This is a genomic window from Candidatus Villigracilis affinis (genome assembly GCF_016705895.1).
Lineage (GTDB): Bacteria > Chloroflexota > Anaerolineae > Anaerolineales > Villigracilaceae > Villigracilis > Villigracilis affinis.
In genome coordinates this window covers 89,281-115,314 of sequence record NZ_JADJKT010000006.1, presented here as the reverse complement: position 1 = coordinate 115,314, position 26,034 = coordinate 89,281, and the positions used below count along the sequence as shown (strand labels likewise).

Below are 26,034 nucleotides of genomic sequence, written 5' to 3'. Positions count from 1 at the left end.
CAAGTATACATGGAGACCGCCCGTAAAGATACAAACCAAATATGATATGATTCCACCATTAACCAACCCTTGGAGAATACGCTTGAACCTTCAATATCGAACGGGAATCAAAAAACGAATAGCCATCCTTGTGATGTTTTGTTTGATTTCATTGATCACTCCTTTGGCGGGAATAAATGCATCTGCGCAAACACAAGGGGAAATCACGATCAATGCCAAAGCTGGACTCGTTAATTTCTGCAAGATCGGCACGTGGCTGCCCGTCAGAGTAATGGTGGAAAACACAGGCGCCGACGTTGAAGCACGTGTGCAAGCCGCCTACAAAAACGACATGAACGGGCAATCGGTATATGGGGTGGATGTTTCCCTGCCCGCCACTTCACGCAAGGAATTCTTTATTTATGTATATATTGACGGGTCGACTCGCAATTTCTCAGTGAATGTTCTCGAGGGGAATAAAACGCTCGCAAGAACAAATCTCAATGTGAATTGCTCATTCAACACAACACTGTTCATCGGTGTCGTGTCGGACAAACCGTCTGCATTTTCTGTTTTGAATAATATTTCTCCGCTTACAAATGATGTGCAAACTGCGCAGCTAAATATTGAAGACCTGCCCGATCAGGCGCAAGGCTGGGACGCAATGGATGCGCTGGTCATCTCCAATGTGGATACGGGCACACTCACCGCCGAACAAAAACAGGCCATGAAATCATGGCTGGCAAAAGGCGGCAAACTATTCGTCACAGGCGGAATCCACTGGCAGGCAGGCAGCGCCGGTTTGGATGGGATTTTGCCCGTCAAACTCACTTCCACCAAAAACGTTGCAACGCTAACCGCCCTTTCCACCTATTCCAAATATCCACTGCTCGAAGAACAGGAAACCGTTTTGGCCACCGGCCAGACTCTGGAAGGCGCGAGTGTGCTCGTTGAACAAAGCGGAATTCCCTTGCTGGTTGAAAAACAGATCGGTTTTGGCAAAGTCTACTTTTTTGCGGCGGACCCGGGCTTGAAACCGCTCAGCGAATGGGGCGGCATGGGAATGATCTACGACCACCTGCTTGGCTTCAAATCACCGCGGCCCATTTGGGCAGACGGCAACTGGGATTCGTATCAAGTCAATGACGCGCTGTCGGCGCTGCCCGAGTTGGCGCTTCCATCGTTTGTTTATATCTGCTGCTGGCTTGGGTTATATGTGTTCGTCATCGGTCCGCTAAACTACTTTTTCCTGCGCCGCATCAAACGGACTGAACTGGCTTGGATCACGATTCCTGTTTTGGTGATCCTCTTTACCGCCCTCGCTTACTTCTCAGGCTATGCGTATCGCGGTATTCGTCCCATATTGAATCGTCTCATGCTTGTACAAGGCTGGGAGGGAGTTGAGCAAACACAAGTCAGCGCCGTGGTTGGGGTGTATTCGCCGAGCCGTACCGCCTACACCGTGGAAACTCAGGAGCAATTCCTGCTTCGTCCGATCCAAAATACAAGCGGAAATTTACAAGGCAATGACAATTGGCTGTCCATTCAAGGTCAATCTGGAACCACCCTGCCGGATATGCGCGTGGAGATCGGCGGGATGCAAATCGTCGGCGCAAACGGATATATGCCCGCGCTGTCGATTCAAAGCGACCTGATCCTCACCCTCGGAAATCAGATCCCTGCTCTCTCTGGAACAATCCAAAATACAGGCGAGTACACCATCAAGGATGCAGTCCTCATTACCTCAAGTGCGTGGACCCCTCTCGGCGACCTTGCGGCGGGTGAAACAAAAAAAGTAAAGCAATCCCTGATAAACAACTCAAACACGGTTGCAACAAGTCAATACTCAATCCTGACAACGCTGGGAATGGATACCTATACTCCCTACTCAAATAGCGACCCTGACAAAAAACGACAGACTTCCTTCTTCCAATCAAATACGGGTACAAGCAACGGCAGCGTCCATGTCAATTCGGGTGTTTATCTCATGGGTTGGATCGATGAAATTTCCACGCCCACAGGCCTTCAAGATCAACAGCAGGAAGCGGTCGACACCATGCTCTTTTTTGAAAAGCTCAATCCCAAAGTCGAGACCGAGCCTGGAAAATTAATGTTGACCTCCAGCATCTTTTCGTGGGAATCCTCCCTCGGCGACACGATCACCACACCTTATTACAATATGTCCAACGAAGGCTACACCATGCGCTTCCAACCCACTCAAGCGGTGCGTTTCAGAACAGTGGAGTCGCTGGCATTGAACATCGAAGGATCGGTGACACCCGATAAAATCCAAGCCTCACTTTGGAACTTCGAAACCCAAACATGGACACTCATCCCACTGACTTTTTACTCCACCGACGTCACCGACCCGTGGCAATATGTAGGCATGGATGGTGAGATCAGAATAAATCTCAGCGGCGACCCAAATGACTACGTTGAGATCACAGCAGTCAACTTTACATTGACGGTGCAGCCATGAGTCACATTATCGAGATCAAAGACCTGTGCAAGCATTTTGGCAAACGTTTCGCCGTCAACAACATCAGCTTCAATGTCGATGGCGGAGAAATTTTCGGTCTGGTTGGGCCAAACGGCGCAGGCAAAACCACCACCATGCGCATGCTTGTCACTTTGCTGAAACCCGATAAAGGCGAGATCTTCGTCGGCGGATATTCCATCCGCAAACAACCAAACGAAGTACGCCGCATCATCGGGTTCATGCCCGATTCGTTCGGCGTCTACGGCGATATGACCGTGCAGGAATATCTCGATTTCTTTGGAGCCTGCTACAAGGTCCCGCCGAATCAACGTACACGTTTGATCACCGACCTGCTTGAGCTTGTCGACCTCGGGCATCGCCGCGATGACATGGTCGACACCCTTTCCACTGGATTAAAACAACGCCTCGGACTCGCCCGAGTCTTGATCCACGACCCAGGCATTCTCGTGCTGGATGAACCCGCCTCAGGTCTTGACCCGCGTGCGCGTGTTGAGATCCGCGAATTGCTGCTCGAAATCGCGCGCCTCGGCAAGACCATCATCTTCTCCAGTCATATCCTCGCAGATGTCAGCGAACTGTGCACACGCGTCGGCATCATCGAAGACGGAAAACTGGTGGCGATCGGGACCCTGCAGCAATTGAGTGAACGCGTCATGCCGCATCGCCAGCTCCGCATCGGTCTGCTTGACCGCGCCCAGGAAGTACAGATCGCCTTGCAATCCAGCGCGGGCGTTGCCGAAGCACGTCTGCTTGAAAACACCGACCGTCCCACCATCGAAGTAGATTTTGTCGGGGACGATGAAGCAATCCATCAATTGCTGGCGAAACTTCTGTCACAGGGATTTCCCGTGGTGCATTTCAGCGAAGAGACAAAAAACCTCGAAGAGGTATTCATGCGCACGACCAAAGGCATTGTGTCGTAGCACAAAGGGATCATCCATGGAATCATCCGCGCCGCCCGTACAAGACAAACCCACCCGACCGAATTTGCTCAGCAGTTTGCTGGATAATCCCGTCATTGCAAAAGAATTAAAAGGCCGCATGCGCGGCAGGCAGGGATTCATCCTCCTTAGTTCATATCTCGCACTGATCAGCTTTTTTATCGGCCTCGTCTATCTCTTTCTAAGCGTAGACGGTAGCTTATCAGCAGGTGACCCAGGCTATTTGCAAGTGGTGGGAAAGGTCATCTTCAGCACCGTGGTTTTGCTTGAACTGCTCATGGTAAGTTTTATTGGCCCCGCCCTCACTTCTGGCGCAATTTCCTCCGAACGCGAACGCCAAACCTTTGATCTGTTGCGCACGTCCCTGCTTTCAGGCAGCGCATTGGTATTTGGCAAACTCAGTTCGGCGGTTGTTTTTCTACTTCTGCTTATCTTCACCGCCATTCCCGTGCAAAGCATGTCCTTCTTTTTGGGCGGCGTGGGCATGGCCGAGATGGCAATCTCCATTTTGATGCTGGTGGTTTCTGTGTTTTTCTTCAGCGCATTGGGATTGTTCTTCTCAAGCTTTACAAATCGCACCCTGGTTTCGACCGTATCATCTTATGCAGCCATTATGCTTTCGTTCATTGTGCAGGTCTTGATATTCATTCTGCTGATCGTTTTCACAGGCATTCTCGATTCGTCGAATATTTTCCAAACCTCCGTCACAGAAAATATCATGAATGTCACGACATGGTTCCTTTTTTCCACAAATCCGCTCTTTGCGGCTGTCGTCAGTGAAGCGATCTTGATCAGCGATCAAAGTCTCTTCATGACCAGCAGCGGCATGTTCGGAACCATGTCATTTCCTCTGCCCTCCCCATGGATCATTTACACGGCCTTCCACGCCGTCATGACGGCACTATTGATCGCGCTAAGTATTCGCTTTGTAAACCGCCCTGATCGTTAGTTTGCATATCATCTCAAGAATAAAAGTCGGCAAATAAAAAGTCCCATTACGTTTGTAGCGGGACTTTTCGTCTCTTACATCTTTTCCAAAATATCGATCGCAGCTTTGATCCTCGCAAGGCATTTCTCTCTGCCGACAATCTCCATGCTCTCAAACAACGGAGGGCTGACTTTTTGCCCTGTTGTGGCTACGCGCAGAATACCGAAGACTTGATTGGCATTGAGTCCACTCTCCTCGACGTAAGCCCGCAGCGGCGGCTCGCATCTTTCGTGACTGATATCTGGTTGCGCCGCGAGAATCTCGTACGCCCTTTGAGCGATCTGCGCCGATTGCTTCGCATCCAATCCTTTGGCGATCAGGTCCTCTGGGTTGGGCGTCACATTCTCTTTGAAGAAGAAACTTCCAAACGACAGACAGTCATCCAGCGTGGTGAGGCGCTCACGAATGAGCGGCACGATCTTCAGAAGAACGCCGTCATCCACGTTGAGTCCCTCACGGGTAAAGTAAGGCTTGATGCGGGCGGCCAAGTCTTCGGTCGTGAAGAGGCGGATGTGTGTCGCGTTGAAATGATCCAGCCGTTGGAAGTTGACAGCGGCGGGAGAGGGAGTCAACGAGTCAATGGTGAAGCGGTCCGCCATTTGATCGAGAGTCATCACATCGTCTTCGGCAACGCCCCAGCCCATCAACGCACACCAGTTCAACACACCTTCGGGAGTGAAACCGAGGTCTTGCATGTCTTTGATGAAGACCGAATATCCATCTTTCATTGCATCGGGCGCATCACGTTTCGACATTTTGCCTTTGCCGCTTGGCTTAAGGAAAATAGAGAGGTGCGCCCAAACAGGCTCCTCCCAGCCAAAAGCGCGGACAATGTTTACGTGCAAGGGAAAAGTGCCGAGCCATTCAGAGCCACGTATAACATGAGTCACTTGCATTTCATGATCATCCACCATCGCAGCGAGATGATAAGTTGGCAAGCCATCGGTTTTAAGAATGACTTGATCATTGAGCTGCTTATTTTCGGTGGTGATATCGCCGCGCAGACGGTCATGCGCCACGGTGGCGCCATCATGCGGCACCTTGAAACGGATGGTGTACGGTTCGCCATTGGCAATGCGTTTTGCAGCTTCATCGGGAGCAAGTGCGCGGCAGGTTCCATCGTAGTGCGTATTTTCCTTGCGTTTCATCTGCTCCTGACGAACTTTGTCAAGGCGTTCGGCGGTGCAAAAACAGGGATAGGCATGGCCGCTGTCGACGAGGGCTTTTGCGTGTGCCTGATAGAGTTCACGGCGATCGGTCTGGCGATAGGGACCAAACTTTCCACCGATATCAGGACCTTCATCGTACTGAAGACCAAGCCAGCGCAAGCCGTCCATAATCTCCTGTTCGGATCCAGGGACTGTACGCTTTATGTCAGTATCTTCGATGCGCAATATGAATTGTCCGCCCGTTTTCTTTGCGAGCAGATAAGCATACAATGCGGTACGCGCGCCGCCAAGGTGCAAGTGTCCTGTTGGCGAGGGCGCAAAACGAGTGCGTGCGGGTTTAATGGTCAAGGGGAGGCTCCTTTGTAGTTGGCGAGGCTTGAATGAGTGAGGGTTTAAAAATTGGAAGGGTAAAAGTTGAAGGTTGAGGGTTAGAATTCCATTTGCTTGTGGCGCATGACGACACTTTCGACAAGGCCAATTCCAAGCATGAGTGCGGTCAGACCGCTGCCGCCATAGCTGATGAAGGGCAGCGGAAGGCCAGAAACTGGCAGCAGGTTTAAGTTCATTCCAATATTCACTGCCGCTTGAAAAAAGATCAAGGTCGCAACGCCCATTGAGATCGTGGCGCCTGCAACATCGCGCGCTTTTTGCGCGGCACGGATACAGCGCCAAACGATAACCCCAAGCGTAATAATGATTAACGCGCCACCTACCGTACCAAATTCCTCGGAACTGGCGGCAAAGATAAAGTCAGTATGGCGGACTTTCAAAAAGCGCAGCTGGGTTTGAGTGCCATGGCCATAGCCTTCGCCAAAAACACCGCCTGCGCCCACAGCGATCAAAGCCTGCTGCACGTTGTAACGATTGCCATAAGTATCGTTGGGGTCTGGCACTACAAAGTTCACGATACGTTCCTGTTGATAAGGCTGCAGGAACGGAATACGAACACCAAGCACAGAGAGAATCACCAGAGCCAATACAGTGACAGCACCGATCCCAACAGCGGAAAGCACATGCTTGACCTGTACTCCATTGATCCACAACATCACTGCAAGAATAACAGACAGTAACAGCACGTTACTCAAGTTTGGCTGTAAAAGGATCATAATGATGATGCCCGACGCCCAAAGGATCGCGCCAAATGCCCACCGTAGATCACGGGGTTGATATTGTGCAACTTCAAAATAACGTGCCAGCACGATGATCGCAACAATCTTGGCAAATTCCGTCGGCTGGAGAAATAGCACACCCACAGTGAACCAACGCTGGGCACCAAACGCAGACTGACCAAAACCAGTCAACGTGATCAGGAAGGCCATCATTCCAAAATAGATCGGACGATGCAAGGCCAGCCAGTAGCGATAATCCACTGAACCAACCAAAAAGATAAGCACCACACCAAGCAAAGCAAAATACACCTGGCGGACAATCAACGGCTGTAAAACCTCATTCCCCGCAACCGCGGAACGAATCATGGCCGTGCCAAAAGAAGAGGCCAGCACAATCGCGCCCAATAAAATAAAGTCAAAATTTCGCCAGGAAAAATCGCGGTTCATAATTTAATTCCATACCAAATGCGCTTCGACTACGCTCAGCGCGGGGATACAAAAAAGCACGGATTACAACCAAGGCACCCAGCCAGGTCGATCCGTGCTTTTCAGCAATCGTCAGATCAACCTGCGTGATGGCGGGATGCACTCCTCAAGGGAATATCCGCCACCAGCCGCTGGGAGCGGCCGTCGCGTTCCAATCCGATTTGCACGGCATCAGGATCAATGTCAATATAGCGTGAAATGGCCTTGAGCAGGTCATCCTTTAATTCTTCCAACTGGGCCGGGGTCAGGTCTGTGCGGTCATGGATCAGTACCAGTTGCAAACGTTCTTTTGCGCTTGTGGCGCTTCGTTTTCGCGTGAAGAAGTTCATCCTACTTCCTCCCAGTCAGTTTTTGTATGGCGCCCCAAATACCGCCCTGCTGTTCAAGGTCCATAAAGGGCACAGCCTCACCTTGAATGCGTTTTGCGATATTGCGGAAAGCCTGGCCAGCACGGCTTTTTGCATCGGTGACAACGGGCGCGCCGCGATTCGAACCAATAATAACGGATTCATCTTCAGGCACGATCCCGATCAATTGAATGCCAAGCAGGTCAAGCACATCCTCTGCAGAGAGCATGTCATTATTCCTGACCAAGGTTGGATTCAACCGATTAAGAATAAGCGCCGGGTTGCTTTTTTCTTCTGCTTCCAAAATTCCGACGACACGATCCGCATCCCGCACTGCGCTGACCTCGGGATTGGTCACTACTAAAACACGGTCTGCGGCGGCGATGGCATTGCGGAAGCCGCGTTCGATGCCCGCGGGTGAGTCAATGATAATGAAATCAGTATCAGGCCGCAGGTCATTGCAGATGCGCACCATGTCTGAAGGTGAGACCGCATTCTTATCGCGTGTCTGCGCAGCTGGGATCAGATACATATCCGGGTGGTGCTTGTCGCGAATCATCGCCTGCTTTAATTTGCAACGTCCTTCGATCACATCGACAATATCGTAAACGATCCGATTCTCAAGTCCCATGATGACATCGAGATTACGCAGACCGATATCGCCATCAATGCAGACAACCTTTTTGCCATCTGCAGCAAGTGCGGTGGCAAGATTCGCGACAGCAGTGGTTTTTCCAACGCCGCCTTTTCCAGAGGTAACAGTAATCACTTGAGCAGTCATATTATTTCCTAAAGTAGATTATTTAACCGACGTGCCAAAGTTCGGCCTGCAATCGTCCTTCACTATTGATGGTGGCTATTTCCGGCCGGGGATCTTTTTGAGGCTTCAACATGGCTGAGACTTCATCGGCAATACGGAGTTGATTCGCCGAAAGATCGAGTGCACAAATGAAAGCGGAGCGATTCCCTTTTGCTCCGGCGTGGATCATACCTCGCACCCTGCCCCACACAACCACATTTCCTTCCGCAACGATTTCCGCGCCAGGGTTTACATCACCAACGATGACGATGTGCCCCGGAAATTCGACCCGCGTTCCAGAACGAAGCGTTTTATTGATGAATAGGGCAGTGTCATCCGAAATCGAACCTGCGACCTGACGCTGTTCTTCCGGCCTCGGCTTCGAAATACGGGTGGCAAGGCCAAGCAGTTGTGAAGTCTGTTCCGTGGTTGGCGACTCGCTGACCACAGCCCAAAGGGCAATATTACGCTCTGAAAGGCGGTCACGTAAATCAACCAGGTCATTCACCTTCAAGACCTGGGTACCGACGTCCATTGCAAGCCGCGCGCCTTGAAAAAAAGAAGGCCGATCGTCAATTTGAGTCAGCAAGGCAACACATTGGTCCTCCCACGGCGCTTCTGAAAACGTCGCGAGGAGGCCATCACGAATACCTTTGATCTGAACCAGAGAAGTAATTTGCTCCATGTTATTCATTGACCAAATAACGTGTTGAATTATACCTGACGTGTCGAGTTAAATGAATTTATTGTTCTAGAAATGCAACTCAAGAGGACTCACTGCTACTGGCCTGATGAAGGATTTCCCTGTGCAATATCAAGCGCCTTGAACTCAAAATAAGCCTTGATGACACGGGAAACGATCGGGGCGGCCACACTGGCACCTTCCCCGCCGTGATATGCAAACGCCACGACAATGATCTCGGGGTCTTCATATGGAGCATAGGCTAATGTCCAGGAGTGTGTGGGCCATTTGCCGAAGTCGCATTGATCTGCCTTGCGCGCCACGTCATCGCAATATTCAGCGGTCCCGGTCTTGCCTGCGACAGCGATCGGGAAATCATTGAACACATCGTAGAGTGTGCCGAAAAATGGATCCGTCACTGCCATCCTTGTACCAGCACGTACTGCTGCAACCGACTCGGGACGAATGATCTTGAGGTCATTTTCATTCAGGTCACAATACCCGGCGTCACATGAATAACTTTGAATCAGAGGGGTTACAGTCACATCCCATTTCAAATTGGGTGTAAAGGGAGAAATCTGATAACTGCCTGGTACCTCAAATTCTGTTGCGATGAAAACTTCCGGGTCCGGGTTAAACCATGTTTCCACTGCCTTGCCATCACCATCCGTGACATCGCGGATGATCGTAGGCTGCATCAACTTGCCATTATTTGCGATCGTGGCACCAGACATCAGAATCTGAAGCGGAGTTGCAAGCACATACCCCTGTCCCACGCTCGCAATATAAGTATCACCCGTGGACCAGTTCTCGCCGGTGTTGATGCGCTTCCACTTCGGGTCAGGGATCAGGCCATCCTGTTCACCCTTCAACTCGATTCCGGAGGGCTGGTCATAGCCGAGTGCGCGGGCGTATTGTTGAAGGCGCTCGATACCCAAGCCCTGTTCGATCTCATCTTCATAACCGCCACCCAGTTTATAAAAACAAACGTTACTGGAATATGCGATGCATTGCAAAAAACTGATGGGACCAAAGCCCTCCGGCCTCTTTTCGAAAATATGATCAACGAACGGGCGTGTATTCAAGCCAGTGCATGGATCATTGGGGTTGAATTTTTCACACAACTCCAATTGCCCAGGAGCGTCGATGATGTCATCTGAATCGACCACGCCTTCATTGAAGGCGCCTGTAGCTGTGGACAGCTTAAACACCGAACCCGGAGGAAATTCTGCTGATATGGCGTTGTTCAACAAGGGGTGGCGCGGGTCCTGGCTTAGTTGTTCATAATAGTATGAAGGGATAAAACGCGCAAAACGATTATTCTCGTAAGAAGGATAGGAAACCATCGCCAAAATCTCACCCGTCTTCGGGTTCATGGCAATGACCACTCCGCTCGAAATGCGGATCGTGTCGAAAAAATCGTTCCAGAAATTGATCTCTTGAATAAGTGAGGCTTCGGCAACTGCCTGCAACCGTGTGTCGATGGTCAAGGTTACATTGTTGCCCGGCACGGCGGGAATGGGCGGTTCAAGGTTTCGAAGTTCCTGCCCGGCCACATCTACTTGCACAACCCGCAGGCCATTTCTACCTGCCAGCACTTCCTGGAGGGAATCTTCGACACCGGCGTAACCAATCTTGTCACGATTGGGGATAAAGCCTTGTGCGCGAAATTCCTCTTCCAGCGAGGCTGGGATTGGGCCGAGAAAGCCGACCAAGGCAGAGGTCAATGAACCCGTCGGATAATCGCGGATCGGTTCGATCTCAACGGTGACGCCAGGCCAATCCACAGATTTTTCTTCCACAACGCGGGCAATTTCAACTGAAACATTGCACTTAATTTTCACTGGGCTATATGGCGCCAGCGAATCCTGCAAGGCAACAAGCTGAGTAATACCCGGCCCCGGCACACATGGGCCGAAAAGCTTTGCGTCCTCAAGCAAGGTCTCATCATCCGCACGGCCACCTACCGGGACATCAAGAAGGTCTGATAGTTGACGGTAAATGGCTTGAATATCCGAAGCATCATCGGGCAGATTTGCGGGAGTGATGATGACATTATAAGAAGCAACATTACGCGCAAGAATGTAGCCGTTCCTATCGAAGATAATTCCACGAGGAGCAGGCACACTGACTTCAAAGGTGTAATTGTCAACGGCGCTGGTTTTGTAATTGGCCCCTTCAAAAATTTGAAGCCTGATCAACCTGGCAAGGAACGCTATAAAAACAAGAGCCACCACAACATAGATCGTTGCGAGCCGCCAGGTCTCAAAACGGACGGGGCGTGATGCAGAATTACTACTCATTCGTAAACCTCGGAAGGATAAACCCAGCGCGCCAGATCGCGCATCAGGGCATAGATCGGAATCGAAAAGAAAATATTCAACAATAAACTCGGTAGGGTGATCGAGCCAGTCACAGCAGAAAATGAAAAAGTAGTTCCAGAAAGGCTTAAGACTGCAAAAGACAAAAGGTGCATGAAAATCGTCCCAATGAGTGTAACACTAAACATTGCGAGCAATGGAGCCTGCCACACGCGCCTCTGCATAACTTGCGCTGTAAAAACCACCGCCAAATATCCGACAACCTGAACAGGCCACGGCATTTTGGAAACAAATCCAAGCAGGATACAGGCCAGCAGGGTCCAATGCCATGAGGATTTCACCCGTTCCTGCAATGCCCACGCTGCAAGGACAATCAACATCAGGTCAGCATAACCGTTAAGCAGTTTGATCTGACTAATGATGGATGACTGAAAAATGACCACCAGCACAAGCAAGGGGAATGCAATAAGATTTCGCATGCTTTGGATTTAATAATTTATGGGAGGGGAAGCGGTTCGAGCGGAGTAATATCCACCGGGCGGAAGTTGGTGATGACCAAAACAATGGACAAACGGGTAAAGTCCACGGCGGGTTGGAGGGTTGCCAGTTGAAAGAGTTCGTATTCAAGGCTGCGGAGCGTAATCACCTGCCCGATGGGAATATCCGCAGGATAACCGCCACCCAGGCCAGAGGTCAAGGCAAGATCGCCGGGCTGTACAATCGCATCCTGTGAGATCATGTTGAGTGAAACGTCGCCTGTGACAGAGCCCAAAGCCATGGCGGTCGTATCTGCATTTTGCAAATAGGTATTGACCGCCGACGCAGGGTCGGTGATGAGCTGCACGCGTGCGGCATCCGCAATGACAGCATCCACACGACCAACCAGACCTTGATTGGTCACCACGGGCATACCACGACGGATATCGTCGTTGGAACCGCGGTTAATGATGATGTAATGCAGGAAGGGACTCGGGTCACGGCCGATGACGGCAGCGGCCTTATAAGTGCTCTCTGGATTTGAACGCGAGAAATCAACCAGCGCAGCAAGGATTTCTGTTTCATTGACGCGCTGCTGCAATTCGATCACTTGTGCCTGCAATTGAGATACCTGCGACTCCAACTCGACATTACGTGTGCGCAGCGAAACGATATCACGCGGCGCAGTGAAAAAATCTTGAACGCCGAGATAGCGTGAAGAGACCCAGGTTTGAAATTCAACCAGCACGGAACTGAATTGACGGGAGGCCGGCCCAAAGAAGCCGCCAAATGCCAATGCTAATATCCCACCTATGACAAGAAAAATTATCGTCGTTTGTAAAGAACGGGAGTTCATGTTTTATTTTCCTCAGGCAATAAATGCCAGGGGAACCATTAACCAGTAATGTGACGCGTGCTGCCGCGTTCCAGACCGACCAAATAACGACTAAAGGTCGGAAGGTCCTCAAAGATCATGGCAGCGCCGCGCACAACACAAGTCAGCGAGTCCTCTGCCACCCATACACGCAATTTCAATTCATCAGTAAGCCGTTCGGCCAGCCCTTGCAAAAGCGCCCCGCCGCCCGCAAGACAAATACCGATATCCATCAAGTCCGCTACGATCTCGGGCGGGATTTCATCCAACGCATCGCGGACCGTATCAATGATGACTTGCACTGAACCAATCAAGGCTTCACGAATTTCGACTGAAGAGACTTCTACAGTTTCAGGCAAACCCGTGACAAGATTCCTACCGCGCACTTCCATTGTTTTTTCCGGCTGCAACGGATAAGCGGAACCGATCTGCCATTTGACCTGCTCGGCAATCCCTTCACCGATCAGCAGGTTGTATTTGTTACGAAGATATTGAACAATATCCTGATCCATTTCATCGCCTGCCACACGCAGGGAACGGGAAGAGACCACACCGCTCATCGACATGACCGCAACTTCAGTGGTACCGCCGCCGATGTCCACTACCATCGAGCCGCGAATCTCACCGATGGGCAGACCAGCTCCCAGCGCGGCCGCGATCGGTTCTTCGATCAACATCGCCTGGCGGGCACCGGAAGCCATCACCGCATCATACACAGCGCGCTTCTCCACCTCCGTTACACCAGTGGGAAGACCCACGATCACGCGCGGACGTGGAAGCGGCACCATGCTCTGTTCATGGACTTTGCCAATAAAATATTCAAGCATCACCTGGGTTACATCGAATTCGGCAATGACCCCGTCTCGAATTGGACGCACTACCATTACATTGCTCGGCGTTCGGCCAACCATCTCTTTAGCCTCAAGGCCAATTGCCACAGGTTGGCGAAGTTTTTTGTCAACAGTCACCCAGGAGGGTTCGTTAATGACAATCCCCTTCCCTCGAACGTGAACCAGCGTGTTCGCGGTGCCAAGGTCTATGGCAATATCCAGAGAAAAAAGGCCTAACAGCCAGTTAATTGGGTTGAAGGCCAAAATAGGCTCCTAAAGTGAAATTTCATGCAAAACTGGACTAGATAGTACTATTATACCATGCCAGCCACAAGCAAGATTATTTGGATGTAACCCTCGTTTCAAACTACCCGTAAGCTGATTCGAAAAATCCATGACTTAATCTCCCCGTTGGGATAAAATGCCTTGTCATCAAATCTCAATCGTTCGGAGGAAATCCCGTGTCCAAATTTGCACTTGTCACCGACAGCACTGCATACGTGCCTGCAGAGCTTGTCCAAAAGCATAATATATCTGTCGTTCCGTTGATCCTGGTTTGGGGTGATGAAATGTTCGAGGATGGGGTGGACATCCTGCCGAAAGAATTTTACACACGCTTGAAAACAGCCAAAGTAATGCCATCCACTTCACAGGCGACCCCTGCCAAGATGCAAGCCATCTTCCAGTCGCTTGTAGATCAAGGAATGGATGTGTTGGGCATGTTCATTTCTTCAAAACTTTCAGGCACCATGCAATCTGCTATGCAAGCCAAGGATACGATGGGCAGCGCGGGAGAAAAGGTCACACTGGTCGATAGTCAATGCACATCGATGGCCCTGGGCTTTCAAGTACTTGCTGCAGCGCGCGCAATGGATGCCGGGGCAAGCTTGCAAGAATGCGCCGCAATCGCAGAAAAAGCGCACGAAAAAGCCGGGCTTTTCTTCGCAGTGGACACTCTTGAATTCCTGCATCGCGGCGGACGCATCGGCGGGGCACAGAGATTTATCGGTTCGGCACTCAACCTGAAACCGATCCTTGCACTGAAAGATGGTCGTGTGGAAGGTGTTGAGCGCATCCGTACAAAGGGCAAGGCACAGGATCGCATCCTTGAACTGGTTTCTGAAAAGGTGAAAGGGAAATCCAATATCCGCCTCGCCACCGTGCATGCAAATGCCGCCGAAGACGCAAAGATCCTGCTGGATCGTGCCGCGCAGGCGTTGAATCCAAGCGAAACTTTTGTAACAGACCTTAGCCCCGTAGTGGGCACACATGCTGGCCCCGGCACAGTGGGTTTGGCTTTTATGACTGACTAATTCTTTTTTAAAATATTGAGAGCGCCCTAAAAAGCGCTCTCAACTTTGTTTCAAACCAATGATCGACGAATCTCAATTCAAACGTATTTCCCAAGCCCTTCCCATCCTTCAACAGGTTGATGAAGCCTTTAAGCGCGAATTTCAACAAGCGGCCTTCTTCGCGCGCATCCCCACCGGCCGCGATGTCTTTCTTGAGGGAGATCGCGTTGAAGCCATTGCGCTGCTGATCTCCGGTGTGGTGCGAGTCTACAAGATCGGCGAGACAGGCCGCGAAATCACCCTCTATCGTTTTGGGAACGGGTCATCCTGCATTCTGACCGCAAACGCAATTCTCAGCCAAAAGACCTTCCCTGCTATCGCAACCGTGGAGCAGGATGCTGAAGCGGTGATGATCCCCGCGGATAAATTCCGTGACTGGGTGCGAAATTACAATCTGTGGAGCGAATTTGTCTTTGATCTGTTATCACAGCGACTCTCCACCATGATGGCAGTTGTGGATGAGGTCGCTTTTCACCGCATGGATCGGCGTGTTGCTGCGCTGATCCTGAATCGAGCAAGAAAACAAAACCCACTTCAAATCACCCATCAGGAAATCGCAGCAGAATTGGGGAGTTCGCGCGAAGTCATCAGCCGTTTGCTGGAGGATTTCGTCAGTGAGGGCAGCATCCACTCAACGCGCGGAAAGCTCGAAGTCCTGGATTTCGAGCTATTAGAATCCCATTCGCTTGTGTGACATTGTCACGGACAGGAATTGGCATATCTCCTATACTGAGGGCATCACTTCAAACAACCAAAGGAGATTTACCATGAAACGCAATATGTCCAATATCGATCGTATCGCCCGTGTCGTGCTCGCTGCAGTGTTTGCCTATTTGTATTTTGGCGGAATCGTCACCGGAACGCTCGGCATCGTGCTGGTCGTCCTCGGCGGGGTATTCCTGCTCACAGCCGTTGTTGCCTTTTGCCCGATCTACTCCGTCTTCAAACTCAGCACAAATAATTAAGTACCCTCAACTGGAGCGGACGATCTCTCGTCCGCTCCAAAAACCAAGCCATGAACAAACAAGATTTCAAGAAAAAGATATCAGAAGCAGAAAAAACTGTCATTATTGATTTTTGGGCTCCATGGTGCAGTCCGTGTATGATGACCAAACCAATCCTCGAAAAACTGGCAAAGGAATACAGCGACAGGATCGAATTTATGCCAGTCAATGCTGATGAAGCACGCGAAGTCCTGGAGCAGTATCGCATCCTTGGCATCCCTACCGTGCTCACCGTCCGCAATGGTAAGGAAATTGGGAGAGTCACCGGTGCTCAAAATGAAGCAGGGTATCGTGCCATGTTCGAAGCGGTGGCGGAAGGCAGGGAAATCAAAGTTCCGCTCACTTCATTTGACCGCTCCTTAAGGCTGGGTGCTGGGTTGTTGTTCGTCATAATCGGTATCAACACAGGTAACTGGCTGGTCGCCGGGATCGGAGGGATCATTGCCTTTATGGGCTTTTATGATCGCTGTCCCATCTGGCAGGCGCTGACAGGAAGGTTCAAGCGCAACTAATGCCCTTCGTCGGCGAAACAGGCTCCGGGTCCACCCGGAGCCGTTTTGTTTGCTATAATCGTCGATATGAGTCATAACGTTCCATTGGTCATTGGCATCGCAGGCGGATCAGGGTCGGGAAAAACCACCGTTGCACAGGAAATCCTCAATCGAGTCGGAGCAGATCGAATAGCTTATCTTCAACACGACTCATATTACAAAGACCTGACCAAACTGCCCCCGGAATTACGCACCGACGTAAAGAACTTCGACCATCCGCATTCGCTCGAAACCGAATTACTGATCAAACATGTGACCGCGTTGAAAAACAGAGATGCGGTTGCAGTGCCCATCTACGATTTCACCACCGATAGACGGGGCTCTCAAACCTTTACAGTGAGCCCGCGGGATGTGATCCTCGTGGAAGGTATTCTCATTTTTGTTGAGGCAAAACTGCGGAAATTGTTCGATGTGAAATTATTCGTGGATACCGATTCGGACCTTCGCTTCATCCGCCGCTTGAAACGCGATATTACGGAACGTGGTCGCACAACAGAATCAGTCATCGCGCAATACCTGGCAACAGCGCGGCCGATGCATCTTGAATTTGTCGAGCCGTCAAAACGCTATGCCGATGTGATCATCCCTGAAGGCGGACATAATGTAGCCGCGCTCGACATGGTTGTGGCAAGGATCGAATCGTTACTAAAATAATCATATTTTATTAAAAGGAGAGTTTGGAATGGCAAAACAATGGAGTACCCCACCCGCAATGCAGATCGACCCGAAGAAGCAATACAAGGCGCACATGGAAACCGACAAAGGAACCATGGTGATCGAATTATTCGCCGACAAGACCCCCATGACCGTGAACAATTTCGTTTTCCTTTCACGCGAAGGTTTTTATGACGGCGTCATCTTCCACCGCGTCATTGGCAATTTCATGGCGCAGGGCGGCGACCCGACCGGTACCGGCAGAGGCGGCCCCGGTTATAAATTCGGCGATGAGTTCGACGCCAGTTTGAAGCACGACAAGCGCGGTATCCTCTCCATGGCGAATGCGGGACCTGCAACCAACGGCTCGCAGTTCTTCATCACCCATGGCCCCACCCCCCACCTAAACGGCAAACACACTGTCTTTGGTGTGGTTGTGGAAGGACTGGATGTGCTCATGTCCATTCCTGAACGCGACCCGGGCAACGTGAATGCCCCAGCAGTAAAGATTATCAGTGTCACCATCGAAGAAATCTAAGGGCTCAAAGGTTGACAAGTTAAAAGGTTTGAAATTTGAAAAATCAAAAAGTTTAAAAGCCAGGAAACCAAAAGAACCCGAACAAAGCCTTTCGAAAGGCTCAAAGGTCAAATCGGGTTCCCCAAAAAACGCAGCAATATCCAAAGATCAACCTGCGAACCTTCAAACCTTCAGACCTGAAAAACCTGCCCCATCTGCCAGCCTAGGCACAAATATCCTCCGCGCGCTTGCATTGCTTGTTGTCATCGGTATCACCGTTTACATTTACAGCATCCGTGAGCGCGTGGATGAGTTTTCGGCCTACGGGTATCCGGGCATTTTCCTGATCATGATGATGGCGAATGCGACGGTCATCATCCCCGCACCCGGAGTGGCGGTCGTTTTCGCGATGGGAAATATATTCAATCCTGCTCTGGTGGCGCTTGCCGCAGGGACGGGCGGCGCCATCGGCGAACTCTCCGGATATCTGGCAGGCTTCAGCGGACAGGCCATCGTGGAAAATACAAAGGTCTATGATCGCGTTTCGCCCTGGGTGCAGAAATATGGCGTCTGGGCGATTTTTGTTTTGTCTGCAATTCCAAATCCTTTTTTTGATCTGGCGGGAATCGCAGCGGGTGTGGCAAAAATCCCTGTTTGGAAGTTTCTGATCTTTTGCTGGGCTGGTCAAATCATAAAAATGGGAATGTTCGCCTATGCAGGCGCCTATTCTATTGACTGGATCGTAGGATTCTATAAATAATTCAAAAAGGAGTTCACATGACAACCTACAGGCAAATCGACTCGTATCTTGAAAAGAATCTCGACCAAAACCTTGAAGAACTCAAACGCTACGTAGCACAGCCAAGTATCAGCGCACAGAATATCGGGCTGGGCGAATGCGCTCAAATCGTAAAGGAAATGCTGGAAAAGCGCGGCTTCACAGCCATGATCAAATCTACAGCAGGGGCGCCGGTGGTCTTTGGCGAGCGCAAGGGCAAAAGCGACAAGACCCTGCTCATCTACAACCATTACGACGTCCAGCCACCTGAGCCATTGGAATTATGGGAATCGCCTCCTTTTATTCCAGAAATCCGCGATGGGAAAATGTATGGCCGCGGCGTGAGCGATGACAAGAGTCACCTCACCTCGCGTCTCTTTGCGCTTGATGCCATTCTCGATGAAGACGGCGAACTGCCATGCAATGTCAAATTCATTGTGGAAGGCGAAGAGGAAACCAGCAGTGTTCACCTGCATGATTTCGTCCGCGAAAATATGGATCTGCTCAAGGCCGATGCCTGCATTTGGGAATTCGGCGGCGTGGATCACCGCGAAGTGCCCATGCAATATCTCGGCTTGCGCGGCATTTGCTATGTTGAACTTTCGGTCGAGTCACTCGGCACGGATGTCCATTCGGGGTTGGGTGGCAGTATCTTCCCCAACGCGGCGTGGAGACTCGTTTGGGCACTGAACAGCCTAAAAGGTAAGGATGAACGGATTCTCATCCCAGGCTTTTATGATGGCATCATTCCGCCCACCGAACGCGAACTTGAATTGATGAAAAAACTTCCCGATGTTGCCGATGAATACAAGAATCGTTTCGGCGTGAAGGAATTCATCAAAGGGATCAAAGGTGGCAACGAATTGAAGATCGAAGAAGTATTCACACCCACCTGCACCATTTGCGGACTCAACAGCGGGTATCAAGGCCCGGGCTCGAAAACCGTTCAGCCTGCGCGCGCATCTGCCAAAGTAGATTTCCGCCTTGTGCCCGCGCAAATGCCCGAAGAGATCGTTAAGAAATTGCGCGCCCATCTTGATGCGCAAGGCTTTAGTGATATCAAGATCGATTTCCTCGGCGGCGAACCTGCCGCACGCACAAACCCCGATGACCCCTTCATCAAGTTAATCGTGGACACTGCCGCGGATATTTACGACGCGCCAATGGAACTTGTCCCCACGGTTGGTGGATCTGGCCCCAACTACCCGTTCGTCCATGACCTGAACCTGCCCGTTGCGACGATGGGCCTTGGTCACCCCGACACACGCGCCCACGCGCCGAATGAAAATATCCGCCTCGATCTGTATCTAAAACATGCCAAGCACATGGCGCGCGTTGTGAAAGAATTCGCAAAATAAACATCAAATTTTGCAATGCAATTGACATGAAATGAAATCAACAATAAAATGGTTTCATTCAGACAACGATAGTCGGAATAAATATCATTTTTTTTCGAGGAGAGACAATGAGCAAAAAGATTTTCACCGTATTGCTGCTGGCCGTTTTCATGCTGGCTCAGTTCAGCATTGCATCCGCCGCCACCGTGGCTGGCGATGCTTCCATCACCAATATCCCTGATTTCGCCAACGCCACTGACGTGGATGTGGACTGGTCGGTGACTGGCATGGCGGCCGGCACCAAGTACATTTTGATCTGGAGCCGCATCCAGGCGGATCCCCCGGTCGCTCTCTACACCGGTTGTATGGATATCGCCACCATCAATGGCTCCAGCGATGCGAGCGGCACCTTCCCCTATGACATGACCCTCATTGGTCCCATTAACGGCGATGTGGTGGAATTCATCGTCACCGTGGATAGCACTGCCTGTGCTGGCCTGCCTGACGTCCCCGTTGACACCGATGCCCCCATGGGTGAAACCACTGTCGACTCTTTAGCGCCGCAGTATTTCACCGCCAACCCGCCCAGCACTACGGGCCTGGTAAAGTCTCTTGACCCTGTGGCCTGCAATACCTTCGAGTATTGGGCCATGGCCACTGACCATTATGGCTTCCCGGCCACAGTTGGATATTCGGGCATTGGCTCATGGAATCTTCAGGTTACCGGCACCTTTGCTCCGCCTGCTCCTGTTGGCCCGGGCGAAGACCTGCTCTCCTGGGGATTCACATTCCCTTCCACCGCCAGCGGCGTATGGACGGTAACTCAGCAAGTGGAAGACCAGGCTGGAAATCAACTCGGTTTTCCGGTCTATTTCCGCAATGCCCTTGCCATCACACCCGCAGAATTGGAAGATTGCGAAACCTTCTCAGATGTGAACGGCCACGAACACGAAGTATATATCCGCTATCTTGCCACCCTTGGCTTGGTCAGCGGATTCGATGATGGCACTTTCGGCCCCGATACTACCCTCACCCGCGCTGAAGCCGCCACCCTTTTCGAAATTTCAAACGGCTATGATGCCACCCTGCTTCCCACCTCTGCCCCTGCTGGCTGTGACTTTACCGATGTCGCCGCCTCCGATTGGTTTGCTGGCTGGGTCTGGCAGGCTTGTTCTGATGGATTCATGAGCGGCATCGGCGATGGCAGATTCGACCCGAACAACCTACTCACCCGTGGTCAGATCGTCACCATTTTCAAAAATGTTGCCGATGTGATCCAGGCCAACCCCGGTGTAATCGGTGGATATATGGACACAAGAAACATTCTGGGTATTGCTTACCCGAGCGTCCCCGTCATGCGCACCGCCGCATGGATGGATGTTCCCATCGGCGCCTACTACGCCGAACCCGTTCAACTGGCTTATGGCTGGGGCGTTGCTGATGGCACCTCCGACACCACCTTCTCACCAGACCAACCTGCCACCCGTGGCGAGTACATCAAGATGCTCTACCGCGCCTTGAGCATCGTGCTATAAAATTTCCAATCAAGTTGACGGGCGAATCCGAACGGATTCGCCCGTTTTGTTTTTTAATGCAAGTTGCTACTATAAGATAAAAATCAAGTTCTAGCCGACGAAATACCATCAGGGGCTACTCGTATCCCCGCGCCCCCCCCCGCCCCCGGCGGGGGGGGGCTCCCCCCCCCCTTTGGGGGGGCGGCACCCCGCCCCCCCCCCCCCCCCCCCCCCCCGGCCCCTTTTCCCCGTTGGTTTGGACACTGAATTCATATGACATCCATGCATCTCGGCAAAGTGACCTTATTCACTCCAATTTAGTGACTTTCTTTTCGCCAATTCCTCGTATAATGTGTTTGTAATAAATTTCACAACATAGTTTTTTTCAACACCCTGGAGGCAAAAATGTTTGTCGGCGAAAGAATGTCGTCCCCTGTGATTTCAGTATCCCCCGAAACCCCGATCCATGATGCGTTGGTAATGTTCAAGAAGGAACATATCCGCCGCGCACCGGTCATCAAAGATGGAAAATTAGTAGGTATCGTTTCTCAAGGTGATTTGCTCAATGCGTCACCCTCTCCGGTAAGCAGCTTAAGCGTTTGGGAAATGAACTACTTGATCAGCAAAGTAACGGTCAAGCAGGTAATGACAAAAAAAGTGAAGAGCATTGATGTAAACACCCCGATCGAAGAAGCCGCCCGCATTATGGCAGATTCAAAAATTGGCGGCATGCCCGTGATGCGCTCCGGCGTAATCGCAGGAATGATCACCGAGACAGACTTATTCAAAATCCTTCTTGAGTTGATGGGGGCGCGTGAAAAGGCGATCCGCGTCAGTGCATTGGTTGAGGATAAACCAGGTCAGCTTGCCAAAGTAACAAAGGCCATTGCCGACGCAGGTGGAAACTTCGTTTCATTTGGAATATTCTCCGGACCAGACACAAGCTCGAAGATGCTCACATTCAAAGTGGCTGGCATGAAAAAGGAGACTGTCAAGACTGCACTCGAAAAAGTAGTAAAGAAATTCTGGGATATTCGCCAAAGCTAAATCCCTCCAACCTGACTTGAACAATGTAACTCGCCCGCGAATAAAAATTTCGCGGGCGGGTACGTTTTAGGACAATCTATCGCTACGAACCTGACGATCTTCGAACTGGTTTACCAGGCCTTTTTTGGATCGACCTAGGAGGTTTGTCCTTTGAATCTTTGTCTCTGGCCCAGCTTTTCTTCGGGGTAGATCGTCCGGTGAATTTTGCAGGAACAGGCCGCGGGTCTCTTTTTTCGCCTTTCAAATCGGAGATCTCGTCAGCGGTCAAATATCGCCACTGACGCGGTTTGAGCGAGCCAAGCTTCAATGTCCCGATCCTCAAACGGATGATTTTCACCACCGGCAATCCCAGTAGTTTGCCCACTTCGCGGATCTGACGTTTTTTGCCTTCGCCCATCACCACCCGAATCCACGCTCCTTTACCGGAAGTGGAAAGAAAATTTACTTCTGCAGGTGCGGTCTTGTCGCCATCTTCAAGCACAACACCACGCTGCCATGCAGAAAGTTGTTTTTCATCCGGGCGGCGTGCCACGAGAACACGATATTCTTTTTCCTAATCATGGAAACTCCACACTGGTCATAAATCACTTGATAAAGCTAAATCGATTACCTCGCAGTCGTATATTTAAAACATTTTGAAAACGATTCAATCCTAAAGTGGCATCTGAAGAGTCAACTTCTCTCCACTTTATTTCCAATTAGTTTCAAAATACACCCCACAACCAGATGCACATACAACCATTTCTCTTCAGTATCAATTTCTCTTTCAATCAGAATCAAACATAAAAGCACCTCCTATAAACTTACCAGGCGGTGCTTCTGTTTAAAAATCTGCTTCTTGAGTTTCAACTCAAGCAAGGAAGCTTATTATTTTCTGCTTCAACGACGTTTTGTTCTTGAACGATCTTCGCGTGTTCGTTCTGCTTTTTCCTTTGTGGGAGGTCGCTCACCGCGAGCACGGTCTAAAACACGTGCCTCTGTTTTAGGAAAACGTTTCGGGCGGTCTGTAGGATGAAGTCTTTTAACAGGAGTACGACCACTACGAACTTCTGCCATCGTACCCTTTTCCCCTTTCAACTCTTTTATTTCATCCTGTGTCAAATGTCGCCATTGACGCGGTTTGAGGTTGCCCAACCTTAGTGTACCTATGCGTAAGCGAATAATTTTTACTACTGGCAAACCAAGCAACTTTCCCACTTCGCGGATCTGACGTTTCTTTCCTTCACCCATAATGATACGTATCCAAGCCCCCTTGCCAGACATAGAAATGAAGCTCACGTCAGCAGGAGCGGTTTTTTCTCCATCATCCAAGACAACTCCACGTCGCCAGGTATCCATCTGTTTCTCGTCCGGGCGGCGTGCGATCAAAACGCGATATTCTTTTGATGCCCAAATTTTGGATGAGTTAATTTATTCGTCAACCCGCCATCATTGGTCATCAGGATCAGGCCTTCTGAATCAAAATCCAAACGGCCTACAGGGTACAAGTGACCTTCCAACGGAATCAGATCGCGGACTGTTTCACGATCGTCTTGACCCTCTGCTGCAGAAAGCACATTTCGAGGTTTATATAGAGCAATATAGGTATACGTCAATGATTCGGCTTTGGGTAAAGCCTTACCATCCAAGGTGACCTTATCAACGGACAAATCAGCTTTTTGGCCAAGAGTGGCCACCTGCCCATTCACCCGCACACGCCCTGCAATAATAAATTCTTCACAACGGCGGCGAGATCCATATCCGGCCTGAGCAAGCAGTTTTTGTAATCGTTCTTCCATAGGGATAGCATTATAACGGATTTCAGTGAGAGGCAGGACAATTTAGGGCAATCGCATTTAGGGCCTGTTATGGACTTTAGAGTATATAAGCTATAGTTTTAACGAGGGTTTGTGCCATCAAGGTGACAAAAGCCAAAAAGTGAAGGTTGCGAAAAGTTTCAGGGAGTCTCTCAAAGTCACGAGCCAGACGGCGAAAACGTGAAGTCCATGGAAAAACTACGCTCAACGACCCAACGCCTTGGCAAAAGAACAAACCGTTTCTTGGCATTCTGACTTGAAGCGGTTTCTTCCAGCATAAAGAATGCCCATGGACTTCCCTGATCGGCGTAACCGCCGGTGCAAAGGGACGTTGGACCTTGCTCAATGACAAGTGCCGCACCGGGTATCCCAAGTTCTTTCATTTTGGTGCTGATATAAGTGTCAACTGCATCAAAATTCGCAGGCACGATCTGGGCAAAAGAAGGCTTGACTCTGGCTACGGACAAGACCGCAGCCAGAATCGGTATACTTAGAAAGATGATTTTTCGAGCCGATACGGTTTCACATTGATTCACGCTAATGAGGAAGAAATCCAGATTATTCATGTCTTGACTGGCGAACCAGTTCCACCATTTTCAAAATCGCTGAGACCGCGGCGTCTGGCTGATCAAGCTGGATTACATGACCGCTGTTTTCGGCAAATAAATGCTCACTATTGGAAGATAACTGGAGCAATTCATTCTGCCACTCCGGCCAGCCTGGGTTGTCATTCAGCCTGGCAGTCAGAACGATCAGAGGCAGATCACCAAAGGACGTCACGGCAGCAGCCTCGGCCGCCGAGGCTGGCAACTCTCGGTATTCGTTAGCCGCAGTTTGAAAGGTTTGTGGACGGAACAAGAGCGGATAGTAGGCTTCATCACCTGCCGGTAAACTTGGAGCGATTGCAGGCAGTTTCACAAGCAGTCGTCCTACTCCGACACGCGCTACCGCAGCTTCAATCGAAGAGAACAGAGCTAGTTTATTCGACAGCGACTCAGTTACTTGTTTGGGGTTCATCGAATCAACCAACACAACCCCGGCGACTTCTGAGGCATAGTCGTGGGCAAATACGCGCACGATCAACCCTCCGAGCGAGTGACCGACCATAACATAGGGTCCTTGGACATTGGCGTTTTCAAGCAACGCATGCAGTTCCCTGGCGAATTGTGCTGCATCGCTCGGAAGTGGATTTGCTTCGCTCCAACCCATACCAGCTCGATCATAGGTACAGACCCGTGTTGTCTTCGCAACTTCTGGTTGTACAACTCCTCCCCACGAGGTTGACCAGTCACCCAACCCAGCCACAATGACCACTGTGGGACTCCCCGTGCCGGTGCAATTGATGTGCAGACGATACCCATCAACGTCCACCATTTGACCAGGCGGCGGATATGCCTTTGCATCCGCGGCTTCTGCCATACGCTCATAAACAGCCCCTATTAGCGCCAACCCTATCATCACGACCACAACTCGACCCAGCCAGATTAAACTTGTGTTCATTCTTCTTTTTTCCTTTTTCGTTGATAATGCATTCATGGTCTCTTCTCCTGTAGGTAATCTCCGGCACTGTTGGCACAAAGCCGACTTTGTTGAGCGGCGCCAGTTTCCATTAGCCACTCCTTTGCCTGGTCAATATCAGTAAACACCTTTTCGTTATGTCCACGATTGACCATGACGTTTTCATGAAAAACATAATCATCCAGGTCTTTTGCGACGACATTCGCCCGTTTGTAGAGCGATACGTTCATAGCAAAAGAGGTGAATATGTTCTTTGTGCGATCAGGCAATCTGTACATCTCTACCATCGGCAATTTTTGTGACACGTTACGAAAATCAATGAAAATCGATCGGCAATCTTTCTCTTTGGCTATTTTTGCGATTTTGGTAACGATTTCCTCGGCTTCACCTAAAGTCATATCGCCTTGCAATTTTGATTCAACAAGATGCAATTCTGAGTTGTAAATGACCGTATGGGGCATGAT

At 50.5% G+C, this 26,034-nt stretch carries 27 protein-coding genes and 1 pseudogene; 13 read left to right on the top strand and 15 right to left on the bottom strand.

Translation table 11 applies throughout. The features are described 5' to 3' along the window. Positions 1-82: 82 nt before the first annotated feature. From IPI86_RS04380 to IPI86_RS04370, 3 genes are read left to right on the top strand one after another with little or no spacing between them, the layout of a single operon-like run. On the top strand, positions 83-2,458 hold the full coding sequence (locus tag IPI86_RS04380) for a hypothetical protein (protein ID WP_345296766.1): 2,376 nt from the start codon (positions 83-85) through the stop codon (positions 2,456-2,458). After that, positions 2,455-3,402: an ABC transporter ATP-binding protein gene (locus IPI86_RS04375; RefSeq protein ID WP_345296765.1), complete on the top strand. Its 948-nt coding sequence runs from the start codon at positions 2,455-2,457 to the stop codon at positions 3,400-3,402. Before IPI86_RS04380 ends, IPI86_RS04375 begins: the two co-directional genes overlap by 4 nt. Positions 3,403-3,418: 16 nt before the next feature. Beyond that, a complete protein-coding gene (locus tag IPI86_RS04370) occupies positions 3,419-4,369 on the top strand; it encodes a hypothetical protein (protein ID WP_345296764.1) in 951 nt (316 codons plus the stop codon). A gap of 74 nt (positions 4,370-4,443) precedes the next feature. Here the strand turns inward: IPI86_RS04370 and gltX are convergent, their stop codons facing one another. The 9 genes from gltX to IPI86_RS04325 all read right to left on the bottom strand — a co-directional run bounded on the left by gltX (position 4,444) and on the right by IPI86_RS04325 (position 13,766). Beyond that, complete coding sequence (gltX, locus tag IPI86_RS04365; RefSeq protein ID WP_345296763.1) at positions 4,444-5,925, bottom strand: glutamate--tRNA ligase; 1,482 nt, start codon at positions 5,923-5,925, stop codon at positions 4,444-4,446. 80 nt (positions 5,926-6,005) lie between these two features. Continuing rightward, positions 6,006-7,133, bottom strand: a complete 1,128-nt coding sequence (locus IPI86_RS04360; RefSeq protein ID WP_345296762.1) for an FtsW/RodA/SpoVE family cell cycle protein — start codon at positions 7,131-7,133, stop codon at positions 6,006-6,008. Positions 7,134-7,249: 116 nt separating this feature from the next. Further along, positions 7,250-7,501, bottom strand: coding sequence for a cell division topological specificity factor MinE (gene minE, locus IPI86_RS04355; RefSeq protein ID WP_345296761.1), 252 nt, complete (start codon positions 7,499-7,501; stop codon positions 7,250-7,252). A gap of 1 nt (position 7,502) precedes the next feature. Beyond that, positions 7,503-8,300, bottom strand: coding sequence for a septum site-determining protein MinD (gene minD / locus IPI86_RS04350; protein ID WP_345296760.1), 798 nt, complete (start codon positions 8,298-8,300; stop codon positions 7,503-7,505). Between the two features lie 22 nt (positions 8,301-8,322). Next, positions 8,323-9,003, bottom strand: coding sequence for a septum site-determining protein MinC (gene minC / locus IPI86_RS04345; protein ID WP_345296759.1), 681 nt, complete (start codon positions 9,001-9,003; stop codon positions 8,323-8,325). Positions 9,004-9,098: 95 nt separating this feature from the next. Next, on the bottom strand, positions 9,099-11,303 hold the full coding sequence (gene mrdA / locus IPI86_RS04340) for a penicillin-binding protein 2 (protein ID WP_345296758.1): 2,205 nt from the start codon (positions 11,301-11,303) through the stop codon (positions 9,099-9,101). Next, positions 11,300-11,800, bottom strand: coding sequence for a hypothetical protein (locus IPI86_RS04335; RefSeq protein ID WP_345296757.1), 501 nt, complete (start codon positions 11,798-11,800; stop codon positions 11,300-11,302). Before IPI86_RS04335 ends, mrdA begins: the two co-directional genes overlap by 4 nt. Before the next feature lie 17 nt (positions 11,801-11,817). Then, the gene (mreC, locus tag IPI86_RS04330; RefSeq protein WP_345296756.1) at positions 11,818-12,654 is read right to left on the bottom strand and encodes a rod shape-determining protein MreC; all 837 of its coding nucleotides are present in this window, start codon (positions 12,652-12,654) and stop codon (positions 11,818-11,820) included. Positions 12,655-12,692: 38 nt separating this feature from the next. Continuing rightward, a complete protein-coding gene (locus tag IPI86_RS04325; protein WP_345296755.1) occupies positions 12,693-13,766 on the bottom strand; it encodes a rod shape-determining protein in 1,074 nt (357 codons plus the stop codon). A 197-nt stretch (positions 13,767-13,963) separates the two neighbouring features. Here IPI86_RS04325 and IPI86_RS04320 point away from each other — a divergent pair, with 197 nt between their 5' ends. From IPI86_RS04320 to IPI86_RS04275, 10 genes are all read left to right on the top strand, one after another. Further along, positions 13,964-14,815, top strand: a complete 852-nt coding sequence (locus IPI86_RS04320) for a DegV family protein (RefSeq protein ID WP_345296754.1) — start codon at positions 13,964-13,966, stop codon at positions 14,813-14,815. Positions 14,816-14,873: 58 nt separating this feature from the next. After that, positions 14,874-15,548 (top strand): Crp/Fnr family transcriptional regulator, encoded by a 675-nt coding sequence (locus IPI86_RS04315; protein WP_345296753.1) that lies wholly within the window; start codon positions 14,874-14,876, stop codon positions 15,546-15,548. Positions 15,549-15,621: 73 nt separating this feature from the next. After that, a complete protein-coding gene (locus IPI86_RS04310; protein ID WP_345296752.1) occupies positions 15,622-15,819 on the top strand; it encodes a DUF2892 domain-containing protein in 198 nt (65 codons plus the stop codon). Between the two features lie 50 nt (positions 15,820-15,869). Further along, positions 15,870-16,370: a thioredoxin gene (trxA, locus tag IPI86_RS04305; protein WP_345296751.1), complete on the top strand. Its 501-nt coding sequence runs from the start codon at positions 15,870-15,872 to the stop codon at positions 16,368-16,370. Positions 16,371-16,436: 66 nt separating this feature from the next. Next, positions 16,437-17,063: a uridine kinase gene (gene udk / locus IPI86_RS04300; protein ID WP_345296841.1), complete on the top strand. Its 627-nt coding sequence runs from the start codon at positions 16,437-16,439 to the stop codon at positions 17,061-17,063. A 28-nt stretch (positions 17,064-17,091) separates the two neighbouring features. Beyond that, complete coding sequence (locus IPI86_RS04295; RefSeq protein ID WP_345296750.1) at positions 17,092-17,601, top strand: peptidylprolyl isomerase; 510 nt, start codon at positions 17,092-17,094, stop codon at positions 17,599-17,601. A gap of 28 nt (positions 17,602-17,629) precedes the next feature. Then, positions 17,630-18,340 carry a VTT domain-containing protein gene (locus IPI86_RS04290; RefSeq protein ID WP_345296749.1) on the top strand — a complete coding sequence of 237 codons (711 nt, stop codon included), beginning with the start codon at positions 17,630-17,632 and terminating at the stop codon, positions 18,338-18,340. A gap of 17 nt (positions 18,341-18,357) precedes the next feature. After that, complete coding sequence (locus IPI86_RS04285; RefSeq protein ID WP_345296748.1) at positions 18,358-19,716, top strand: M20/M25/M40 family metallo-hydrolase; 1,359 nt, start codon at positions 18,358-18,360, stop codon at positions 19,714-19,716. 107 nt (positions 19,717-19,823) lie between these two features. Further along, entirely contained in the window at positions 19,824-21,230 is a 1,407-nt protein-coding gene (locus IPI86_RS04280; RefSeq protein WP_345296747.1) for an S-layer homology domain-containing protein, read from the top strand. Positions 21,231-21,614: 384 nt separating this feature from the next. Beyond that, on the top strand, positions 21,615-22,256 hold the full coding sequence (locus IPI86_RS04275; protein WP_345296746.1) for a CBS and ACT domain-containing protein: 642 nt from the start codon (positions 21,615-21,617) through the stop codon (positions 22,254-22,256). Positions 22,257-22,338: 82 nt separating this feature from the next. Here the strand turns inward: IPI86_RS04275 and IPI86_RS04270 are convergent, their stop codons facing one another. The 6 genes and pseudogenes from IPI86_RS04270 to IPI86_RS04245 all read right to left on the bottom strand — a co-directional run bounded on the left by IPI86_RS04270 (position 22,339) and on the right by IPI86_RS04245 (position 26,031). Further along, the gene (locus tag IPI86_RS04270) at positions 22,339-22,788 is read right to left on the bottom strand and encodes a hypothetical protein (protein ID WP_345296745.1); all 450 of its coding nucleotides are present in this window, start codon (positions 22,786-22,788) and stop codon (positions 22,339-22,341) included. A 347-nt stretch (positions 22,789-23,135) separates the two neighbouring features. Next, positions 23,136-23,594 (bottom strand): hypothetical protein, encoded by a 459-nt coding sequence (locus tag IPI86_RS04265; protein ID WP_345296744.1) that lies wholly within the window; start codon positions 23,592-23,594, stop codon positions 23,136-23,138. A gap of 26 nt (positions 23,595-23,620) precedes the next feature. Beyond that, complete coding sequence (locus IPI86_RS04260; protein WP_345296743.1) at positions 23,621-24,034, bottom strand: S4 domain-containing protein; 414 nt, start codon at positions 24,032-24,034, stop codon at positions 23,621-23,623. Between the two features lie 76 nt (positions 24,035-24,110). Then, positions 24,111-24,300: pseudogene (locus tag IPI86_RS04255) on the bottom strand (transposase); the annotation flags it as partial. A 310-nt stretch (positions 24,301-24,610) separates the two neighbouring features. Further along, entirely contained in the window at positions 24,611-25,588 is a 978-nt protein-coding gene (locus IPI86_RS04250; protein WP_345296742.1) for an alpha/beta hydrolase, read from the bottom strand. Continuing rightward, complete coding sequence (locus tag IPI86_RS04245; protein ID WP_345296741.1) at positions 25,585-26,031, bottom strand: hypothetical protein; 447 nt, start codon at positions 26,029-26,031, stop codon at positions 25,585-25,587. The genes IPI86_RS04250 and IPI86_RS04245 overlap by 4 nt, the downstream gene beginning before the upstream one ends. Positions 26,032-26,034: the final 3 nt, after the last annotated feature.

Coding starts and splice junctions, on each gene's coding strand:
- IPI86_RS04375 (WP_345296765.1), top strand. CDS start 2,455: ATGAGTCACATTATCGAGATCAAAGACCTGTGCAAGCATTTTGGCAAA.
- IPI86_RS04370 (WP_345296764.1), top strand. CDS start 3,419: ATGGAATCATCCGCGCCGCCCGTACAAGACAAACCCACCCGACCGAAT.
- IPI86_RS04360 (WP_345296762.1), bottom strand. CDS start 7,133: ATGAACCGCGATTTTTCCTGGCGAAATTTTGACTTTATTTTATTGGGC.
- minE (WP_345296761.1), bottom strand. CDS start 7,501: ATGAACTTCTTCACGCGAAAACGAAGCGCCACAAGCGCAAAAGAACGT.
- minD (WP_345296760.1), bottom strand. CDS start 8,300: ATGACTGCTCAAGTGATTACTGTTACCTCTGGAAAAGGCGGCGTTGGA.
- minC (WP_345296759.1), bottom strand. CDS start 9,003: ATGGAGCAAATTACTTCTCTGGTTCAGATCAAAGGTATTCGTGATGGC.
- mrdA (WP_345296758.1), bottom strand. CDS start 11,303: ATGAGTAGTAATTCTGCATCACGCCCCGTCCGTTTTGAGACCTGGCGG.
- IPI86_RS04335 (WP_345296757.1), bottom strand. CDS start 11,800: ATGCGAAATCTTATTGCATTCCCCTTGCTTGTGCTGGTGGTCATTTTT.
- mreC (WP_345296756.1), bottom strand. CDS start 12,654: ATGAACTCCCGTTCTTTACAAACGACGATAATTTTTCTTGTCATAGGT.
- IPI86_RS04315 (WP_345296753.1), top strand. CDS start 14,874: ATGATCGACGAATCTCAATTCAAACGTATTTCCCAAGCCCTTCCCATC.
- IPI86_RS04310 (WP_345296752.1), top strand. CDS start 15,622: ATGAAACGCAATATGTCCAATATCGATCGTATCGCCCGTGTCGTGCTC.
- trxA (WP_345296751.1), top strand. CDS start 15,870: ATGAACAAACAAGATTTCAAGAAAAAGATATCAGAAGCAGAAAAAACT.
- udk (WP_345296841.1), top strand. CDS start 16,437: ATGAGTCATAACGTTCCATTGGTCATTGGCATCGCAGGCGGATCAGGG.
- IPI86_RS04295 (WP_345296750.1), top strand. CDS start 17,092: ATGGCAAAACAATGGAGTACCCCACCCGCAATGCAGATCGACCCGAAG.
- IPI86_RS04285 (WP_345296748.1), top strand. CDS start 18,358: ATGACAACCTACAGGCAAATCGACTCGTATCTTGAAAAGAATCTCGAC.
- IPI86_RS04280 (WP_345296747.1), top strand. CDS start 19,824: ATGAGCAAAAAGATTTTCACCGTATTGCTGCTGGCCGTTTTCATGCTG.
- IPI86_RS04275 (WP_345296746.1), top strand. CDS start 21,615: ATGTTTGTCGGCGAAAGAATGTCGTCCCCTGTGATTTCAGTATCCCCC.
- IPI86_RS04265 (WP_345296744.1), bottom strand. CDS start 23,594: ATGGATACCTGGCGACGTGGAGTTGTCTTGGATGATGGAGAAAAAACC.
- IPI86_RS04260 (WP_345296743.1), bottom strand. CDS start 24,034: ATGGAAGAACGATTACAAAAACTGCTTGCTCAGGCCGGATATGGATCT.
- IPI86_RS04250 (WP_345296742.1), bottom strand. CDS start 25,588: ATGAATGCATTATCAACGAAAAAGGAAAAAAGAAGAATGAACACAAGT.
- IPI86_RS04245 (WP_345296741.1), bottom strand. CDS start 26,031: ATGCCCCATACGGTCATTTACAACTCAGAATTGCATCTTGTTGAATCA.